This is a genomic window from Mesorhizobium sp. Z1-4, assembly GCF_004000235.1.
Classification (GTDB): domain Bacteria; phylum Pseudomonadota; class Alphaproteobacteria; order Rhizobiales; family Rhizobiaceae; genus RCIO01.
The window spans coordinates 493,895-510,915 of the sequence record NZ_RCIO01000001.1; the positions used below are offsets into that span (position 1 = coordinate 493,895).

Genomic DNA, 17,021 nt, shown 5'->3' on the forward strand with positions numbered 1-17,021 from the left:
CCGGCGGCACTTTTTTGCGCTAGGCCATATGTCCGGAAGCCCGGCTTGCAACCTCCGTTGACTCAAGACCGGACAGACCAATCTTCACCTGTGTTCCGTCGCACACCGACCGGCGCAATGCGCGGGCGGCATTCGATCCTGCAACAAGCAGCAACCCTTCCTGCACAAGTCTGTCGACACGGCTGCGCGAAAGACCCAGCTCTTCGGCCAAAAGCCGGTCCAGCCTGAGGGAAACAGGCTGCGGTACCGCAAGCGCGATGCACAGCACGGCCGGCCGGCACATGTCTCCCGACAGCATCGATTTCATCACGCTGACGCCTACAGCTCCCTTCAGCTGCGGCGCGTGGCGCCGCAGATCCTCAGCGTCCGACGCGAATTGCGCGACCAGCTCGGCGTCGTTCGCCACGAGCTTCGACAGAAATTCCGGTTCGATCGCGCCGACCGGCCGCCGCTCCAGCAGCGGGCGATTCCAGGTGCCCTCGCAGGTGGCGCATCTGTAGATCAGCCATGCGTCGATGCGTTTACCATTGGCGTTGACCCTCACCTTGCCGCCGGTGCGGAAGGGTTTGATCGAGCAGCATCGCCTGCAATGCAGCAGCGGTTGCGGGTATTCGTTCGCGGTGATCGTCCATTTGACGCAAAGAGTTTCGGACATGCCGGTTCGCGCTTCCAGTTGGGAAGCTCGCCAGGCGACGACCGACGACGCGGAGTGACAGGGAGATGTTCAAAGTGGCGGCCGGGCAGAAAGCCGGCGCGGTTCAGCCATGCCAAACCGGTCTCGAGCCGCCACCATGAAAAGCTTCATGCAATACATGCACGGCGGCGCGATTGGCGCTGCCGCGTTTTCGATGTGGAACTGGAGACCGGCGGTTACGTTGGCAAAGCTGGGCTGACCGTTGGTAATGGGATGCGGCTTTATAGAAGCTCCCAGGTGGAGAGGAAAGTGCTTTGACCCGGGTTGCTGGTGTCGCCTGCCCTTCCCATCCCCGCGCCGCGCCAGCTATATTGGCGCATCCGAAATAGCTCACTGGTGATTGATGCCGCCTGCAAAGAAGGAAGCTCGCCCCGCAAGTCGCGGCGGCAGTGTTCGCAAGCCTGCCTTTCTCAAAAGCCCACGCGGCGTGAAAAGCTGGAAGGAGGCGGCGGCGTGGCTGGAGTGGCGCGGCATCGAGGATGTCGAGTGCATCACGCCCGATCAGGCCGGCGTGGCGCGCGGCAAGATGATGCCGTCGAAGAAATTCACCTCCAATACCTCGCTGGCGCTTCCTTCCGCTGTGTTCATGACCACGATCACCGGCTCCTACCCCGAAGACGGACATGGCTTCACCTATCCCGAGCATGACGGCGACCTGAAGCTGATGCCCGACCTTTCCACCCTTTCGGCCGTGCCGTGGGAGAGCGATCCGACCGCGCAGGTGGTGTGCGACCTGGTTCATCAGGACGGCAAGGAGATCGAATTCACGCCGCGCAACGTGCTGAAGCGCGTCGTACGGGCCTATGAGGAGCGCGGGCTGAGGGCGATCGTTGCGCCCGAGATCGAGTTCTACCTCGTGCGCAAGAATCCCGACCCGGACTACCCGCTCACACCGCCGATCGGTCGTTCGGGAAGGCCTATCGGCGGCGGCCAGGGCTATTCGATCGCCGGCGTCAACGAATTCGACGAGCTGATCGACGACATTTACGAGTTCTCCGAAAAACAGGGACTGGAGATCGACACGCTGATTCACGAGGAGGGCGCGGGGCAACTTGAGATCAATCTGCGCCATGGCGACCCGGTGGAGCTCGCCGATCAGGTGTTCATGTTCAAACGCACGATCCGCGAGGCCGCGCTCAAGCACGACACCTATGCGACCTTCATGGCAAAGCCGATCCAGGGGCAGCCGGGATCGGCCATGCATATCCACCAGTCGGTGGTCAACAAACGCACGGGCCGCAATATCTTTTCCGACGCCAGCGGCGAGGAGAGCACGGACTTCCGCCATTTCATCGCCGGCATGCAAAAGCATGTGCCGTCGGCACTGGTCATGTTCGCGCCTTACGTGAATTCCTACCGCCGGCTGACGCGCGGCGCCTCCGCACCCGTCAACACCGATTGGGGCTACGACAACCGCACCACCGCGTTCCGCATCCCACGCTCGGACCCCTCGTCTCGGCGCGTGGAAAACCGCATTCCCTCCTCCGATGCCAACCCCTATCTGGCGCTCGCGGCGTCGCTCGCCTGCGGTCTCGTGGGCCTGATCGAAGCGCAAGAGCCGGAGCCCGCCGCCACGACCACCGTGAACGAGGACGAGATCGAGCTGCCGCGCAGCCTTCTGGAAGCAGTGGCCCTGTTCGAAGAAGACACCGCCCTCACCGGTATCCTCGGCAAATCATTCGTTTCCACCTATGCGGCGATCAAACGGGCCGAGTTCGAGACCTTCATGGAGGTCATCAGTCCGTGGGAGCGGGAGTATCTGTTGCTGAATGTGTAGGGCGTTTGGGGAGTGGTGAGTAAGGGAGTAGGGGAATATGGCCAGTCGGGAGAGGCCTGCACCTAGCCCAAATCTCATCAGAGAACTCGAAACCCACCTCATCGTTTCGCAGCGCATCGAAATCTTTGAAGAGAAGTCTGCTGCCGCAGTTGCTCCGCGAGTGCGAGAGCGTCGGCAAGTTGCTCAGGCTTCTTATTCGCAAGCTTTCTGGAGATACCCAATGACCCTACTGCCTTATTGCCCTACTGCCTTACTGCCCTGACCATGATCTCCCCCGGCCACTCCTGGTACGAAGCAACCGCTGGAAAGCGGCCGCAATATCCGGCGCTCGACGGCGATACGCGCTGCGACGTCGTCATCGTCGGCGGCGGGTTTACCGGCCTGTCGGCGGCCGTGCATCTTGCAAAGGCCGGGGTCGATGCGGTGCTCATCGACGCCAACCGCTTCGGTGACGGCGCGTCGGGCCGCAATGGCGGACAGATGGGCACCGGCCAACGTGCCTGGCCGGAGGAACTGGAAGCCGAGCTCGGTTTCGAGCGTTCCAGGGCGCTGTTCGATCTGGCCGAGGAAGCCAAGGCGCATCTGCTGGAATTCGCCGAGACCAACAAGATAGAGATCGACTATCAGGCCGGACAGATTTCGGCCGCACACAAACAACGCTATGTGCGCGACTACCGCGCGCACGCCGATATCATGGCCGAGCGATACGGCTACCCGCATATCCGCTTCATGGAGCGTGACGAGACTGCGGCGGCGCTCGGCACCGACCGCTATTTTGGCGCCGTGCGCGATACGGGAACCGGCCACATCCACCCGCTGAAGCTGGTGATCGGGACCGCCAAGGCGGCAAAGAAGGCCGGGGCGCGCATTCACGAGATGACGCCCGCGGTCGCGATTCGCCGCGCCTCGGGCAAGATCGTGGTCGAAACAGCGACCGGCAGCATTACCGCCGACAGGGCCCTGCTCGCCACCAACGCCTATGGCGGCGGGCTGGAGCCGGTGAGTGCGGCACATATCATGCCGATCGGCTCTTTCATCGGAGCTACCGCGCCGCTCGGCAAGGACAGCCCGGTGATACCCGGCGGCGAGGCGGTGGACGATTCCCGCTTCGTGGTGCGTTATTTCCGCAAATCGAAAGACGGGCGGCTGCTGTTCGGTGGGCGCGAGATATACGCGGTTACCGACCCCAAGGGCATGGCCGACCAGATCAGGCGGCAGATCGCCGAGGTCTATCCCGGCCTTTCCGATGTCGAGATCACCCATGCCTGGGGCGGTTACGTGGGCATCACCCTGCCGCGCAAACCTTTCGTGCGCGAGGTGATGCCTGGCGTTATCTCGGCCGGAGGCTATTCCGGCCACGGCGTCATGCTGTCGAACTTCACCGGCAAGCTGTTCGCAGAAAGTGTGACCGGCAACCGCGACCGGCTGAAGCTTCTACGCGAACTCAAGGTCCCGGCATTTCCGGGCGGCAGCTGGCTGCGCCAGCCGCTGCTTTTCCTGGCGCTCAACTGGTACGCTCTCAGAGACCGCATCTGAAGGCCGCTAGCGGCCGCAGACCTGACCACAGACGTAATTTTTCTCCAGCCTGGTGTCGGCTAGTGTGCCGGCTGAACGTCCTTGCCCGCAGAAAGGCCCGACATGCAGTACGCGATCCTTTGCTACAACCATGAAGAGATCACTTCCGCCTGGACCAAGGAGGAGGACGATCTGTGCATGAAGCAATTGCTGGCGGTTCAAGAGCCTCTGAAACAGCAGGGCAAACTCGGCCCGGTCGCTCGCCTCTTGCCGACCTCGGCGGCGACCACGCTGCGCAAGACCAATGAAGAACCGCTCGTCATCGACGGGCCTTTCGCGGAGACCAAGGAGCAGCTTCTGGGCTTCTACGTGGTCGACGTCGAAAATCTCGATGAGGCGCTGGGCATTGCCCGCGACCTCGCCAAGGCCAACCTCGCTATGGGCTCCTACGAAATCCGGCCCATACAAATGTTCATTCCAAACGAGCTCAAATGACCGACATTGCCTGGATCGACAAAGCGCTGACCGCTGCCCGCCCGCAGGCCATGGCCGCCTTGCTGCGCTATTTCCGCGACCTCGACACGGCCGAAGAAGCGTTCCAGGAAGCCTGCCTGCGCGCGCTGAAGAACTGGCCGAAAAACGGGCCGCCGCGCGATCCGGCGGCGTGGCTCATTTTCGTCGGCCGCAATTCGGGCATCGACACCATCCGCAAGAAAAGCCGGCTGACCGAGCTGCCGCCGGAAGACCGGATTTCGGATCTCGAAGATCATGAAGCCGGCATGGCCGAACGGCTCGACAATGCAGACTACCGTGACGACGTGCTGCGGCTGCTTTTCATCTGCTGCCACCCCGATCTGCCATCCACGCAGCAGACCGCGCTGGCGCTGCGCGTCGTTTCAGGGTTGTCGGTCAAACAGATCGCACGCGCTTTCCTCGTCAATGAACGGGCGATGGAGCAGCGCATCACGCGCGCGAAAGGGCGCGTGGGCAGCTCCAACGTCTCGTTCGAAACACCCGGCCCGGCCGAGCGCGCGGAGCGCTTCGCGGTGGTCGCCGCTATGGTCTATCTCGTTTTCAACGAAGGCTATTCCGCCACCGGCGAGGACTGCACGTCCCGTATTCCGCTGTGCGAGGAAGCCATCCGCCTTGCCCGACTTCTGCTGCGGCTCTTTCCCACCGAGCCGGAAATGATGGGGCTTTTGGCACTCATGCTTTTGCAGCATTCGCGTATGCCTTCGCGCTTCGACGCGGAAGGGCAGATAATACTCCTGGAAGATCAGGACCGGTCGCTCTGGAACCGGCCGATGATCAATGAGGGCCTTGCCCTGATCGACAAGGCGATGCGCCGTGCCGAACCCGGCCCTTACCAGGTGCAGGCGGCGATCGCGGCACTTCATGCGCGGGCGCCAACCCCTTCGGACACTGACTGGAAGGGCATCGACCAGCTTTATGCCACGCTGGAAGTCATGCAGCCGTCGCCGGTAATCACACTCAACCGCTCCGTTGCCATTTCCAAGCTAAGCGGCGCGGCAGACGCGCTGGCGATGATCGAGCCGCTGGCGCCCAAGCTCGGCAATTACTTCAACTTTCACGGCGTGCGCGGCGCCTATCTCATGCAGCTGGGGCGCCGGGGCGAGGCGCGCGAAGCCTTCGACATGGCGATTGCACGCGCAAATTCAGCCGCGGAAGCAGCGCATATCCGCATCCACCTCGACCGCCTCATGCAGGAAGGCGCGGCACCGGCAAAAAACTAGCCGGAGATGTCGGGTTCCAACTCATTCATGCGTCCTAGATGCACAACCCCGTTTCAAGGAGACCTGTTATGACCGATCACGCCAACGACCTCGTTCTGGAACGCCTCATCGACGCGCCACGCGAAAAGGTGTTCCGCTGCTTCAGCGATCCGAAACTTCTCGAACAGTGGTTCGCGCCGAAGCCCTGGTCGATCAAGGATGTCGATATCGACCTGCGCCCGGGCGGCGCCAGCAAGTTCACCATGCACGGCCCGGAAGGCGAGGCGTTTCCGGTTTCGGGCGTTTATCTGGAAGTCGTGCCGAACGAGAAGATCGTCACCACCGATGCCTATTCGGCTGGCTGGGTGCCCTCGGAAAACCCGTTTTTCACCGCCGTCATGACCTTCGAGGACGCCGGCAACGGCAAGACGAAATACAAGGCGGTCGCGCGCCACTGGCGCGCCGAAGACAAGGCGACGCACGAACAGATGGGCTTCCACGAAGGCTGGGGCCAGACGGCCGCCCAGCTTGAGGAACTCGCGAAGACCTTGTGATACCTATAGCGGCCAGAAGAACAGGATTGCCGGGACGGATACGACGATGATCAGCACTTCGAGCGGCAGGCCCATGCGCCAGTAGTCGCCGAAGCTGTATCCGCCCGGGCCCATGATAATGGTGTTGTTCTTGTGGCCGATCGGCGTGAGGAACGCGCAGGATGCGGCAACCGCGACACCCATGAGGAACGGGTCGGGGGAAACCCCGAGCCGTTCCGCAACCTGCATGGCGATGGGCGCTGCGATCAGGGCTGTTGCCACGTTGTTGAGGAAGTCCGACAGCGTCATCGTCACGATCATTACCGCAGCCAGCACCGCCCATGCCGGCAATCCGCCGGTCGCCGACACGATGAGGCCTGCGATCAGTGCCGTGCCGCCGGATTGCTCGAGAGCGAGGCCGAGCGGGATAAGGCAGGCGAGGAGCACCAGCACCGGCCATTCGACGCTTTCATACACTTCGCGCGGGCTGATCAGGTTGAACGCTGCATAAACGCAAACCGCGCCGGCGAGCGATATCGCCAGAGGCAGCAACCCGATCACCGACAGCCCGACAGCGACTGCAAACGTGGCGATCGCGAAGACCGCCTTGCTGCGCTGGATCATGATATGGTTTCTGTCGGCTATCGGCAGCACACCCAGCCATTCGGCGGCGTTGGCCAGCCGCCCCTCGGGACCGAGCAGCAGAACCACATCGCCCGGTTTGATCGTCAGCTTGCGTACGCGCTCGCGAAACCGCCGCCCCTGGCGCGACACGCCGAGCAAGGTCACGCCGCGGCGGTAAAGCAGGCGCAGATCGAGCGCGGTGCGGCCGGCCATGCGTGCGCCCTCCGGCACGATCGCCTCGATCATGGTCAGCGACTTTCCGGTCAGGCCGCCGTGATTTTCGGCACCCGCGGCCGCCAGTCCCGCGGCACCGATGAAGGTTTCGATGGATTTCGGATTGCCTTCGAGAACCAGAAAATCGTTCTTGCGGATTTCCTCGCCCGAGGCCAGGCCCGGCAGTCTTTTGCCTCGACGCACCAGACCGACGATCGCAACATCGTGCTCTTCGCTGAGTTCGTAGAGCTCTGAAACCTGTTTGCCGAGCGACTTGGATTTCTCCAGAACCTTGGCCTCGGCGAGGAAGCTGCCGGCCTCGGCCTCACCTGCCGCCTTCTGCCCGGTCTGCGGGATAAGCCGCCAGCCGACCAGCGCCACGAAGGCTATGCCGGCCACGGCGCAGACCAGCCCGACAGGCGAAAAATCGAACATCGAAAACGGCTCGCCCAGCGCCCGCTCGCGGAACTGGGCGATGACGATGTTGGGCGGCGTGCCGATCATGGTGATCATGCCGCCAAGAATGGTTGCGAAGGAAAGCGGCATCAGCGAAAGCGAGATCGCCCGCTTCGCCTTCTTCGCGGTTTCGATGTCCAGCGTCATCAGGATCACCAGGGCGGCGACATTGTTGATCACCGCCGAAAGTGCGGCCCCTGCCACCGACATGACGCTGATATGCGCCGGAAGCGAGCGGTCCGGCGAGACCACGAATTGCGCGATCAGTTCCACCGCGCCGGAATTCAGCATGGCGCGCGAGACGATCAGCACCAAGGCGATGATGATCACCGCCTCATGGCCGAAACCGTCAAATGCATGGTGCGCATCCACCACACCGCCGGCCACGGCGATGATCAGCGCCGCGAATGCCACCAGATCGTAGCGCACCCGGCCCCAGACCAGCATGACGAACACTGCGCCGAGCAACGCAAAGAGAAATATCTGGTCGCCGGTCATGCCGTCCCTGCCTGTCTGTCGGGATTATTTGGTTGCGCCACGCCGATCCAGGGCATGTTAGGGGTCAAATGCAGCGTCCGCCATCGACTTCAAGTGCCACGCCGGTGATGAACTCGGCTTCGTCGGATGCGAGCCAAAGCGCCGCATTGGCGATGTCGAGCGGTGTCGACAGCCGGCCGAGCGGGATGGAGGCGCGAAACTGAGCGCGCTTCTCAGGCGTATCCTCGCCCATGAATTTGGCCAGCATGCCGGTTTCGCCGGCGACCGGGCACAGGCAATTCACGCGGATGTTTTTCGGCGCCAGCTCGACCGCCATCGATTTCGTCGCCGTGATCGCCCAGCCCTTGGAGGCGTTGTACCAGGTCAGGCCCGGCCGCGGCCTCAATCCGGCCGTGGAGGCCGTCGTGATAATCACACCGCCGCCCTGCTTCTCCATCACCGGTACAACGACGCGGGCGGCGCGGTAGATTGCCTTCATGTTGACGGCGGTGATGAGGTCGAACTCTTCCTCCTCCACCGCCAGCATGTCGCCGTTCGGATAGGTGTAACCGGCATTATTGACCATGATATCGACGCGGCCGAAGGTCTTCATCGTCACGTCCATCATCTCGTCGAATTCGGATTTCTGCGAGACATCGGTCTGCACGCAGACGGCGTTGCTGCCGATCGCCTTGGCCACGCGCTCGGCGCCGCGGAAGTTGATATCCGCCACGACGATCTTCGCGCCCTCTTCGGCAAAACGCTTTGCCATGCCCTCGCCGAAGCCCGATGCGGCACCGGTGATGATGGCAACCTTGTCTTTCAGTCTTGGCATTCAGCGCTCCGTCGTTTGTCGATTGATTTCGGTCCCCAGTGCCTGTTCCAGGCCACCCAGATGTTTGTGGACCGTATTCCAAAGCAGGCTGGCGAGGACATCCTCGTAATCGTGCCGGTAAACATTCCCCGACCCGGCGATCTGCGTCCAGGGGATCGCAGGGTGGCGCGCCTTGATGTCGTCTGGCAAGCGACGCGAAGCTTCCGAAACGATTTCCAGGCAGCGCGTCACGGCATAGATCGTCCGCTCGTCGGCAGCAAAACTCTCAAGCGTGTGGCCTTCGACAAAACGCCTGGCAAGACCGATATTATGCAAAATCGTCTGCAGGATGCGGGCGGCGTCTTCAGAAGGCATATACGGTGTCGGCGAGTGCTGGCTTCCTGACATAAGACTTGAGGCCCTGCCGGTTCACGACGTCGACGGGCGCGTCGAACAAGCCCGCGATGAAGTCCTTCACATCGACATAGTCGAACACGCTCAGTTCGGCGGCCGGATCGAGATCAATCAGGATGTCGATATCGCTGCCGTGCCCCTGTTCGCCGCGCGCAAAGGAGCCGAACAGCGCAGCGTGGGCAACGCCTTGCCGGTTAAGTTCGTCTTTGTGACGCCGAAGCGTTGCGATGATACCGTTTCGATCCATGGGTTGAGGATAGTCCTCCGCCGGCCGGAGTTCAATTCGGCGCCTCAGCCGTGATTGAACACGATCGTCTTGGTGGCCGACATGTCGTAAAGCGCCTCGAAACCCTTTTCGCGGCCGTGGCCGGACTTCTTGAACCCGCCGAAGGGCAGCTCGATGCCGCCGCCGGCGCCATAGCCGTTGACAAAGACCTGGCCGGCGCGGACGCGCTTGGCGACGCGGTGCTGACGCCCGCCATCCTTCGTCCAGATGCCGGCGACAAGGCCGAATTCGGTGTCGTTGGCGAGCCGGACTGCTTCTTCTTCACCCTCGAAGGGGAAGAGCGAAAGGACCGGGCCGAATACTTCCTCCTGCGCAACCGCCGCCGCAGGATCGACTGCACCGAAAAGAGCGGGGGCGAAATAGAAGCCGCCTTCCGGTGCCTCGGCATGCACGCTGCCGCGCGCAAGCACCTCGATGCCGGCTTCCTCGGCAGCGGCAACGAAACCCGAAACCCGCTCCTTTTGCTTAGCGTTGATCAGTGCGCCGAGATCGAGATCGGCATCGTGCGGCCCCGCAACAAGCCTTGAAAAACGCGCCGTCAGTTCGCGCGCAACCGCTTCGTAGACCGGGCGCTCGATCAGGATGCGGCTACCGGCCGAGCAGGTCTGGCCGCCATTCTGGATGATGGCGTTGACCAGCACCGGCGCGGCGGCTTCCAGATCGGCATCGGCGAAGACGATCTGGGGCGACTTGCCGCCCAGTTCCATCGTCACACCGCGATTGTTGCGGGCTGCCGCCGACTGGATTGCGGTGCCTGTCAGGGGCGAGCCGGTGAAGGTGACATAGTCGACCAGCGGGTGTGCCGAAAGCGCAGCGCCAGCTTCCGCGCCATAGCCGGTCACCACGTTGAACACCCCGGCGGGGAAGCCCGCTTCCAGCGCCAGCTCGGCAATACGAATGGAGGTAAGCGAGGCGTCCTCCGCCGGCTTCACCACCAGCGTGTTGCCCATGGCCAATGCCGCGCCCGCGACCCGCGCCAGAATCTGCAGCGGGTAGTTCCACGGAATGATGCCGGCCACCACACCGTGCGGTTCGCGCAGGGTCAGCGCCGTGTAGCCGTCGAGGAATGGAATGGTATCGCCGTGCACCTTGTCGCCGGCGCCGCCGTAGAACTCGTAATAGCGCATGGTGGCTGTGACATCTGCACGGCCCTGGCGCGCCGGCTTGCCGGTGTCGCGCGATTCCAGAGCGGCCAGCTCATCGCCATGTTTCTCGACCAGGTGAAACAGCCGCGTCAGGCAGCGGCCACGCTCCACCGCAGGCATGCGGCTCCACGGACCCTCGTCGAACGCCTTGCGTGCCGCCCTCACCGCCCGGTCGACATCCGCCTCGTTCGACGCGGGGATGGTCGCGAAGACCTTGCCATTGGAAGGCGAAACCACATCGATGCGCTTGCCCGACAGCGCATCCGAAGGCTTGCCATCGATGATGTTCATGGCCGCGAGAGTTTCGGCGGCCGCCTGTTTGCCTTGGCTTCCCATGCGAATACCTCTGGTGCTTCGCTTCGTCGCAAGGCTAAGCTGCGCCCCGCGAAAACAGCGCTTTGATGCGTTGTCAAAGGTGAAACCCGGCGCCGGGCGCAGTGTCAAGGCCGGTTGGCCGATGCAAGGGCACTGGCTAACTTAAATCGATTAGATTATACGCTGCACTGCTTCGCACCGAATGTTCAACCGGCCACGAAGGTGGGATCAATATCATGACCAGCCAGACAATCCCGGTCGATCCGTTTGACTTCATCGTCTTCGGCGGCACGGGCGACCTGTCCGAGCGCAAGCTGATCCCGGCGCTTTACCAGCGCCAGCGTGCGGGCCAGTTCTCGGAACCGACGCGCATCATCGGCGCGTCGCGCACCAAGCTGTCAGGCGAGGAGTTTCAGGCCTTCGCGCGCAAGGCGATCGACGAACATGTGCCCGAGGCGGATCGGGACGCGCGCGAAATCGACGCCTTCATCGCACGGCTGAGTTATGTGCCGGTCGATGCCAAGACCGGCGACGGCTTTTCCGAACTGGCCGCCCTGGTGGGCGGCAGCGAGGCCGTGCGGGTTTTCTATCTGGCGGTGGCGCCGGGCCTGTTCGACGATATCGCGCAACAATTGCAGGGCTGCGGCCTCGTCACGCCTGCATCGCGCATCGTCGTCGAAAAGCCGATCGGCCGCAGCCAGGCCTCGGCGCGCGAACTCAACGACGCGATCGGCCGTGTCTTCGATGAACACCAGATATTCCGCATCGACCACTACCTCGGCAAGGAAACGGTGCAGAACCTGATGGCGCTGCGCTTCGCCAACAATCTGTTCGAGCCGTTGTGGAAATCGGCCCACATCGACCACGTGCAGATCACGGTCGGCGAGACCGTCGGGCTGGAGGACCGGATCAGCTACTACGACCGCGCCGGCGCACTGCGCGACATGGTGCAGAACCACATTCTGCAGCTTGTCTGTCTGGTCGCGATGGAGCCGCCCTCCTCGCTCGACGCCGACGCGGTGCGCGACGAAAAGCTCAAGGTTCTGCGCTCGCTCAGCCGTATCAACGGCGGCCAGGCCAGCAAGTCGACGGTGCGCGGGCAATACCGCGCCGGCGCATCTTCCAGCGGCGCGGTGAAGGGTTACGTCGACGAGCTCGGCTCCGAAAGCGACACGGAAACCTTCGTCGCCATCAAGGCAGAGATCGAGAACTGGCGCTGGGCCGGCGTGCCCTTCTATCTCCGCACCGGCAAGCGGCTCGCTTCGCGGGTTTCGGAAATCGTGATCGAGTTCAAGCCAATCCCGCATTCGATCTTCGAGGAAAGCACCGGGACGATCTCGCCCAACCAGCTGGTCATTCGCCTGCAGCCCGACGAAGGCGTGAAGCAGTGGATCATGATCAAGGATCCCGGCCCCGGCGGCATGCGGCTGCGCCACGTCTCCCTCGACATGTCGTTCGCGGATTCCTTCGAAGACCGTAATCCCGATGCCTATGAACGGCTGATCATGGACGTCGTGCGCGGCAACCAGACGCTGTTCATGCGCCGCGACGAAGTGGAAGCCGCATGGTCGTGGATCGACCCGATCCTTGCCGCATGGGAGGAGAACCGGCAGCCGGTGCAGGGCTATACCGCCGGCACCTGGGGGCCGTCGGGCTCGGTTGCGCTCATCGAACGCGACGGACGCACCTGGCACGAGAGCACATGACCGCACCCTTCAAACAGCGGCTCAAATGGAACGAGTTCGCCTCGCCGGATGGCGTCGCTGAGGCTCTGGCGAAGACGGTGGGGCAGGCGCTCAAGCAGGCGATCGCCGAACGTGGCAGAGCGACACTCGCGGTTTCGGGCGGCCGCACGCCGAGGCTCATGCTCCAGGCCCTTTCCCTGGCGGCAATCGCCTGGGAGAAGGTGACCGTCGTGCTCGTCGATGAACGTTTCGTTCCGTCCGGCAGCGCGCGTTCGAACGAAAAGCTCGTCAGGGACCACCTGATGCGCAACCGGGCCGGGCGCGCAGCCCTCATGCCGCTTTTCCGGGCAGATGCTTCGGTGGAAGAAGCCGCGACGCTTGCGAGCGTCGCCGTCGACGCGCTTCCACTGCCGCTCGATGTCGCGATCCTCGGCATGGGACCTGACGGGCACACCGCCTCGTTCTTTCCGGATGCGCCAAACCTGGAGGCCCTGTACGAAAATGCCGAGGGCCGCACCGTGCTGCCCGTCCACGCGGAAAGCGCAGGCGAGCCGCGGCTGACCCTTTCGATGCAGGTGCTGGGCGCGGCGCGGCTTCTGGCCGTGCATATTGAAGGCACCGAACGCAAAACCATCCTCACGCAGGCCGTCGCCGACGGCAAACTTCCGATCGCGCGGGTACTCGCCGCGGCCGCGAGCGCACCGCAAATCTACTGGGCCCCCTGAACTCCGGACCGGACCATGACAGCCAAACGCGAAATCCAGACCGTAACCGACCGCATTATCGAGCGCTCGAAACCCGGACGCGAAGCCTATCTGGACCGCATCGCCAGCGCCGCCGGCAGCAGCGCCCATCGCGGGGTACTCTCCTGCGGCAACCTTGCCCACGGATTCGCGGCATGCGCGGCGGGAGACAAGGCCGCGCTCACCGGCGACCGGGTGCCGAACCTGGGTATCATCACCTCCTACAACGACATGCTGTCCGCGCATCAGCCGTTCGAGACCTTCCCCCAGCTGATCAAGCAGGCGGCGCGCGAAGCCGGCGGGGTTGCGCAAGTCGCTGGCGGGGTTCCCGCGATGTGCGACGGCGTCACCCAGGGCCAGCCCGGCATGGAGCTGTCGCTGTTTTCGCGCGACGTGATCGCCATGTCGGCGGCGGTTGGGCTGTCGCACAACATGTTCGACGCCGCGGTCTATCTCGGCGTCTGCGACAAGATCGTGCCGGGGCTTGTCATAGCAGCGCTCAGCTTCGGCCATTTGCCGGCTATCTTTATCCCGGCGGGTCCAATGACGTCCGGCCTTCCGAACGACGAGAAGGCGCGCATCAGGCAGCTTTTCGCGGAAGGCAAGGTCGGCCGCGACGAGCTCCTGGAGGCGGAGTCCAAGTCATATCACGGCCCGGGCACCTGCACCTTCTACGGAACCGCCAATTCCAACCAGATGCTGATGGAGATCATGGGGCTGCACTCGCCGGGCGGCACTTTCGTCAACCCCGGCACGCCGCTGCGCGAAGCACTGACGCGCGAAGCCGCCAAGCGGGCGCTGGCGATTACCGCGCTGGGCAACGAATACACGCCTGTCGGCCAGATGATCGACGAGCGCTCCATCGTCAACGGCATAGTCGGCCTCAATGCCACCGGCGGTTCGACCAACCACACGATCCACCTGATCGCGATAGCGGCGGCGGCAGGCATTTCGATCACCTGGCAGGATATTTCGGAGCTTTCCGATGTCGTGCCGCTACTGGCGCGCGTCTACCCGAACGGGCTGGCAGATGTGAACCATTTCAACGCCGCCGGCGGTCTTGGCTTCATGATCCGCGAGCTTATCGACGCCGGGTTGCTGCACGAAGACGTGCGCACCGTGTGGGGCGGCGGGCTGCGCAACTACGCTGTCGAGGCGCGCCTCGGCGAGGACGGTAATGTCAGCCGAGCGCCGGCGCCGGCAACCAGCGGCGACGCCAAGGTCCTGACCACTGCAAGTGAACCGTTTCAGCCCAACGGCGGGCTCAAAGTACTCAAGGGCAATATCGGCAACGCCATCATCAAGGTCTCCGCCGTGAAACCGGAAAAGCGCGTCATCGAAGCGCCTGCGAAGGTGTTCGACAGTCAGGCCGCGCTTAACGACGCCTTCAAGGCCGGGGCGCTCACCGGTGACTTCATCGCCGTCATCCGGTTCCAGGGCCCCAAGGCGAACGGCATGCCGGAATTGCACAAGCTGACAACCGTGCTCGGCGTGCTGCAGGATCGCGGACAGAAGGTGGCGCTGGTCACCGACGGGCGCATGTCGGGCGCGTCCGGCAAGGTGCCCGCGGCGATCCACGTGACGCCGGAAGCGCTCGACGGTGGCGCAATCGGCAGGATACGCGACGGCGACATGGTGCAGCTCGATGCCGATGCCGGCACGCTCGAGCTGCTCGTCGACGCCTCCGCGTTTGCGGCCCGCACGGCGCCTGTGCCCGACCTGTCGGACAACCATTTCGGCTTCGGCCGCGAGCTGTTCGGCGGGTTTCGCGAGCGCGCGGCACGGGCCGACCGGGGCGCGGCTGCCTTCTAGCGGCAGTTGCTCCCGGCAACCCGTCCTGCAAAAGATAAAATACAGAGCAATTCCGCAAGCAAACCCATAAAATAACATACCATACTGCACCGAAACGAAATCTTGACGACCGCCACAGATAATTCGGCCGTATGGATATGTTTCGCAACTTCCTGCGCTGGCAGGTGATCGTCCGGACCCTAGTCGTTCTGGTTTCGGCCGGTACCTTTCTGCTTTACGGCAACTTGATTGCAAACCACATCATCAAATCGGAACGCGACCGCCAGCTGAGCGAACTGGCGCAGTTGGCTTTGCGCAAATCGGAAGCGATTATCAGCAAGAGCGCCAGCGCGTTGCACGATTTCATCGCGCGCGGGGCGATCGACTGCAGCAGCGAACCGCTTCAACGCGTCCGCTTCTTCATCTATCGCGACAGCTATATCAAAGACGCGCGCATCGTACGGCCTGACGTCACCATGCTGTGCGCGGCGTTTACCGAAACAATCGAGTTCGACCGGGGTTGGGTCACGGGTTCGGATGCCCTGCCTTCGGAAGGCGACACAACCGTGCGCCTGTTCCAGGTCAGGCAGTTCATGGCGACCCCGCTGGGGATCGTCATCAATATCGACGACCAGATCAGCCTTGCCGGCATAATGCCGATAGACGGAACATTGCTGGATGTAATGCCCGATAGCCTGCGGGATTACAGCATGGTTTCGCTGTCACTGACCAACGGCGCCGTTCTGTCCCGCCAGGGCTCCTGGAGCAATCTCGGCCGGACAAGCGACACATATGACCTTACCGTCGAGTCTGAACGGTTTCCGATACGCACCACCATCAGGGTCAACAAGGCCTCAATGACAAACTGGAACCCCGCGCCATTCGTCCCGATTCTGATATCGACAGGCATTCTGGGCGCTATTTTCGGTCTGCTTCTGTCGCGGAATCTTTTCCGGCCCAAGTCGAGGCTGGAGGAATTCGACATCGCGCTCGCGCAGGGGCAAATCACTCCGTTCTTTCAGCCGATTTTCGAACTAGACAGCGGCACTATCACCAGCGCAGAGGTACTTGCGCGCTGGGTAACGCCGGACGGTACGATCATCCCGCCGGTGCGCTTTATCGACCTGGCCGAGGAAAACGGCCGCATGCCTCAAATGACGTGGCATCTTCTTGCCACGGCGCTGAAAGAGATGCGGCAACTCATGGCCGTCAACACGACGTTTTGTCTGTCGATCAACATCGCACCCTCGCACTTCCTTGCGGCGGATTTCGTATCCAAACTACGCACCACCGTGGCCTCAGCCAATTGCGCCCCGGAGCGGGTGATGCTCGAGATAACGGAGCGTGAGGAGTTTCCAGACCTCGACGCTGCCGCTGCGATCGTGGAGCAGTTGCGCGGCTATGGCTTCAAATTTGCGATCGACGATGTCGGGATCGGCCACAGCGGCCTGTCACAGATCCAGCGGCTTCGCGGAGACCGATTGAAGATCGACAAGTTCTTCGTCGATTCTGTCAATCATGACGTCGTGTCGTCTTCGATGATCGGAATGCTGGTTCGTCTTGCCGAGGAACTGGACATGGATGTCGTTGCCGAAGGCATAGAAGACCGCGCCCAGGTCGATGCACTTCTCGCTTGTGGAATTCACAAGGGACAAGGCTATCTCGTGTCACCCCCGGTGGCGGCCAGGCACTTCATACAGCTCGTTGCCAAGCACAACGCCGGTCCGACCCAGGAGCTGGCCACTGCACGCGCGGCTTAGGATGGAGCTCGACGCCAGCGAACCGTGACGGAGCGTTGCGTCAGGC

At 62.9% G+C, this 17,021-nt stretch carries 15 protein-coding genes; 9 read left to right on the forward strand and 6 right to left on the reverse strand.

Annotated elements, in window-relative coordinates:
• Positions 1–19: 19 nt before the first annotated feature.
• The gene (locus EP165_RS02395; protein ID WP_127519952.1) at positions 20–655 is read right to left on the reverse strand and encodes a DUF1062 domain-containing protein; all 636 of its coding nucleotides are present in this window, start codon (positions 653–655) and stop codon (positions 20–22) included.
• 382 nt (positions 656–1,037) lie between these two features.
• Between EP165_RS02395 and EP165_RS02400 the strand changes: the two genes are divergently transcribed.
• The 5 genes from EP165_RS02400 to EP165_RS02420 all read left to right on the forward strand — a co-directional run bounded on the left by EP165_RS02400 (position 1,038) and on the right by EP165_RS02420 (position 6,273).
• A complete protein-coding gene (locus tag EP165_RS02400; protein WP_127519953.1) occupies positions 1,038–2,471 on the forward strand; it encodes a glutamine synthetase family protein in 1,434 nt (477 codons plus the stop codon).
• A 264-nt stretch (positions 2,472–2,735) separates the two neighbouring features.
• The gene (locus EP165_RS02405; RefSeq protein ID WP_127519954.1) at positions 2,736–4,007 is read left to right on the forward strand and encodes an NAD(P)/FAD-dependent oxidoreductase; all 1,272 of its coding nucleotides are present in this window, start codon (positions 2,736–2,738) and stop codon (positions 4,005–4,007) included.
• 102 nt (positions 4,008–4,109) lie between these two features.
• Entirely contained in the window at positions 4,110–4,481 is a 372-nt protein-coding gene (locus EP165_RS02410) for a YciI family protein (protein ID WP_127519955.1), read from the forward strand.
• Positions 4,478–5,740 (forward strand): RNA polymerase sigma factor, encoded by a 1,263-nt coding sequence (locus EP165_RS02415; protein ID WP_127519956.1) that lies wholly within the window; start codon positions 4,478–4,480, stop codon positions 5,738–5,740. The genes EP165_RS02410 and EP165_RS02415 overlap by 4 nt, the downstream gene beginning before the upstream one ends.
• Positions 5,741–5,808: 68 nt before the next feature.
• Positions 5,809–6,273, forward strand: coding sequence for an SRPBCC family protein (locus tag EP165_RS02420; protein WP_127519957.1), 465 nt, complete (start codon positions 5,809–5,811; stop codon positions 6,271–6,273).
• Positions 6,274–6,276: 3 nt separating this feature from the next.
• On the opposite strand, the gene EP165_RS02425 is transcribed toward EP165_RS02420, so the two are convergent.
• The 5 genes from EP165_RS02425 to EP165_RS02445 form a co-directional block, all read right to left on the reverse strand.
• Positions 6,277–8,043 (reverse strand): SLC13 family permease, encoded by a 1,767-nt coding sequence (locus tag EP165_RS02425; protein ID WP_127519958.1) that lies wholly within the window; start codon positions 8,041–8,043, stop codon positions 6,277–6,279.
• A gap of 64 nt (positions 8,044–8,107) precedes the next feature.
• Positions 8,108–8,857: an SDR family oxidoreductase gene (locus EP165_RS02430; RefSeq protein WP_127519959.1), complete on the reverse strand. Its 750-nt coding sequence runs from the start codon at positions 8,855–8,857 to the stop codon at positions 8,108–8,110.
• Positions 8,858–9,211: a HepT-like ribonuclease domain-containing protein gene (locus tag EP165_RS02435; protein ID WP_127519960.1), complete on the reverse strand. Its 354-nt coding sequence runs from the start codon at positions 9,209–9,211 to the stop codon at positions 8,858–8,860.
• Positions 9,201–9,497, reverse strand: a complete 297-nt coding sequence (locus EP165_RS02440; protein ID WP_127519961.1) for a nucleotidyltransferase family protein — start codon at positions 9,495–9,497, stop codon at positions 9,201–9,203. Before EP165_RS02440 ends, EP165_RS02435 begins: the two co-directional genes overlap by 11 nt.
• 44 nt (positions 9,498–9,541) lie before the next feature.
• Entirely contained in the window at positions 9,542–11,017 is a 1,476-nt protein-coding gene (locus EP165_RS02445; protein ID WP_127519962.1) for an aldehyde dehydrogenase family protein, read from the reverse strand.
• Between the two features lie 215 nt (positions 11,018–11,232).
• On the opposite strand from EP165_RS02445, the gene zwf reads away from it, so the two are divergent.
• The 4 genes from zwf to EP165_RS02465 all read left to right on the forward strand — a co-directional run bounded on the left by zwf (position 11,233) and on the right by EP165_RS02465 (position 16,975).
• Complete coding sequence (gene zwf, locus EP165_RS02450; protein ID WP_127519963.1) at positions 11,233–12,702, forward strand: glucose-6-phosphate dehydrogenase; 1,470 nt, start codon at positions 11,233–11,235, stop codon at positions 12,700–12,702.
• Positions 12,699–13,406 carry a 6-phosphogluconolactonase gene (gene pgl, locus EP165_RS02455; protein ID WP_127519964.1) on the forward strand — a complete coding sequence of 236 codons (708 nt, stop codon included), beginning with the start codon at positions 12,699–12,701 and terminating at the stop codon, positions 13,404–13,406. The genes zwf and pgl overlap by 4 nt, the downstream gene beginning before the upstream one ends.
• Before the next feature lie 15 nt (positions 13,407–13,421).
• Positions 13,422–15,236: a phosphogluconate dehydratase gene (gene edd, locus EP165_RS02460; RefSeq protein ID WP_127519965.1), complete on the forward strand. Its 1,815-nt coding sequence runs from the start codon at positions 13,422–13,424 to the stop codon at positions 15,234–15,236.
• 131 nt (positions 15,237–15,367) lie between these two features.
• Positions 15,368–16,975: an EAL domain-containing protein gene (locus tag EP165_RS02465; RefSeq protein ID WP_127519966.1), complete on the forward strand. Its 1,608-nt coding sequence runs from the start codon at positions 15,368–15,370 to the stop codon at positions 16,973–16,975.
• Positions 16,976–17,021: the final 46 nt, after the last annotated feature.

Coding starts and splice junctions, on each gene's coding strand:
- EP165_RS02425 (WP_127519958.1), bottom strand. CDS start 8,043: ATGACCGGCGACCAGATATTTCTCTTTGCGTTGCTCGGCGCAGTGTTC.
- EP165_RS02395 (WP_127519952.1), bottom strand. CDS start 655: ATGTCCGAAACTCTTTGCGTCAAATGGACGATCACCGCGAACGAATAC.
- pgl (WP_127519964.1), top strand. CDS start 12,699: ATGACCGCACCCTTCAAACAGCGGCTCAAATGGAACGAGTTCGCCTCG.
- EP165_RS02405 (WP_127519954.1), top strand. CDS start 2,736: ATGATCTCCCCCGGCCACTCCTGGTACGAAGCAACCGCTGGAAAGCGG.
- EP165_RS02465 (WP_127519966.1), top strand. CDS start 15,368: ATGGATATGTTTCGCAACTTCCTGCGCTGGCAGGTGATCGTCCGGACC.
- zwf (WP_127519963.1), top strand. CDS start 11,233: ATGACCAGCCAGACAATCCCGGTCGATCCGTTTGACTTCATCGTCTTC.
- EP165_RS02415 (WP_127519956.1), top strand. CDS start 4,478: ATGACCGACATTGCCTGGATCGACAAAGCGCTGACCGCTGCCCGCCCG.
- EP165_RS02435 (WP_127519960.1), bottom strand. CDS start 9,211: ATGCCTTCTGAAGACGCCGCCCGCATCCTGCAGACGATTTTGCATAAT.
- EP165_RS02420 (WP_127519957.1), top strand. CDS start 5,809: ATGACCGATCACGCCAACGACCTCGTTCTGGAACGCCTCATCGACGCG.
- edd (WP_127519965.1), top strand. CDS start 13,422: ATGACAGCCAAACGCGAAATCCAGACCGTAACCGACCGCATTATCGAG.
- EP165_RS02440 (WP_127519961.1), bottom strand. CDS start 9,497: ATGGATCGAAACGGTATCATCGCAACGCTTCGGCGTCACAAAGACGAA.
- EP165_RS02410 (WP_127519955.1), top strand. CDS start 4,110: ATGCAGTACGCGATCCTTTGCTACAACCATGAAGAGATCACTTCCGCC.
- EP165_RS02445 (WP_127519962.1), bottom strand. CDS start 11,017: ATGGGAAGCCAAGGCAAACAGGCGGCCGCCGAAACTCTCGCGGCCATG.
- EP165_RS02430 (WP_127519959.1), bottom strand. CDS start 8,857: ATGCCAAGACTGAAAGACAAGGTTGCCATCATCACCGGTGCCGCATCG.
- EP165_RS02400 (WP_127519953.1), top strand. CDS start 1,038: ATGCCGCCTGCAAAGAAGGAAGCTCGCCCCGCAAGTCGCGGCGGCAGT.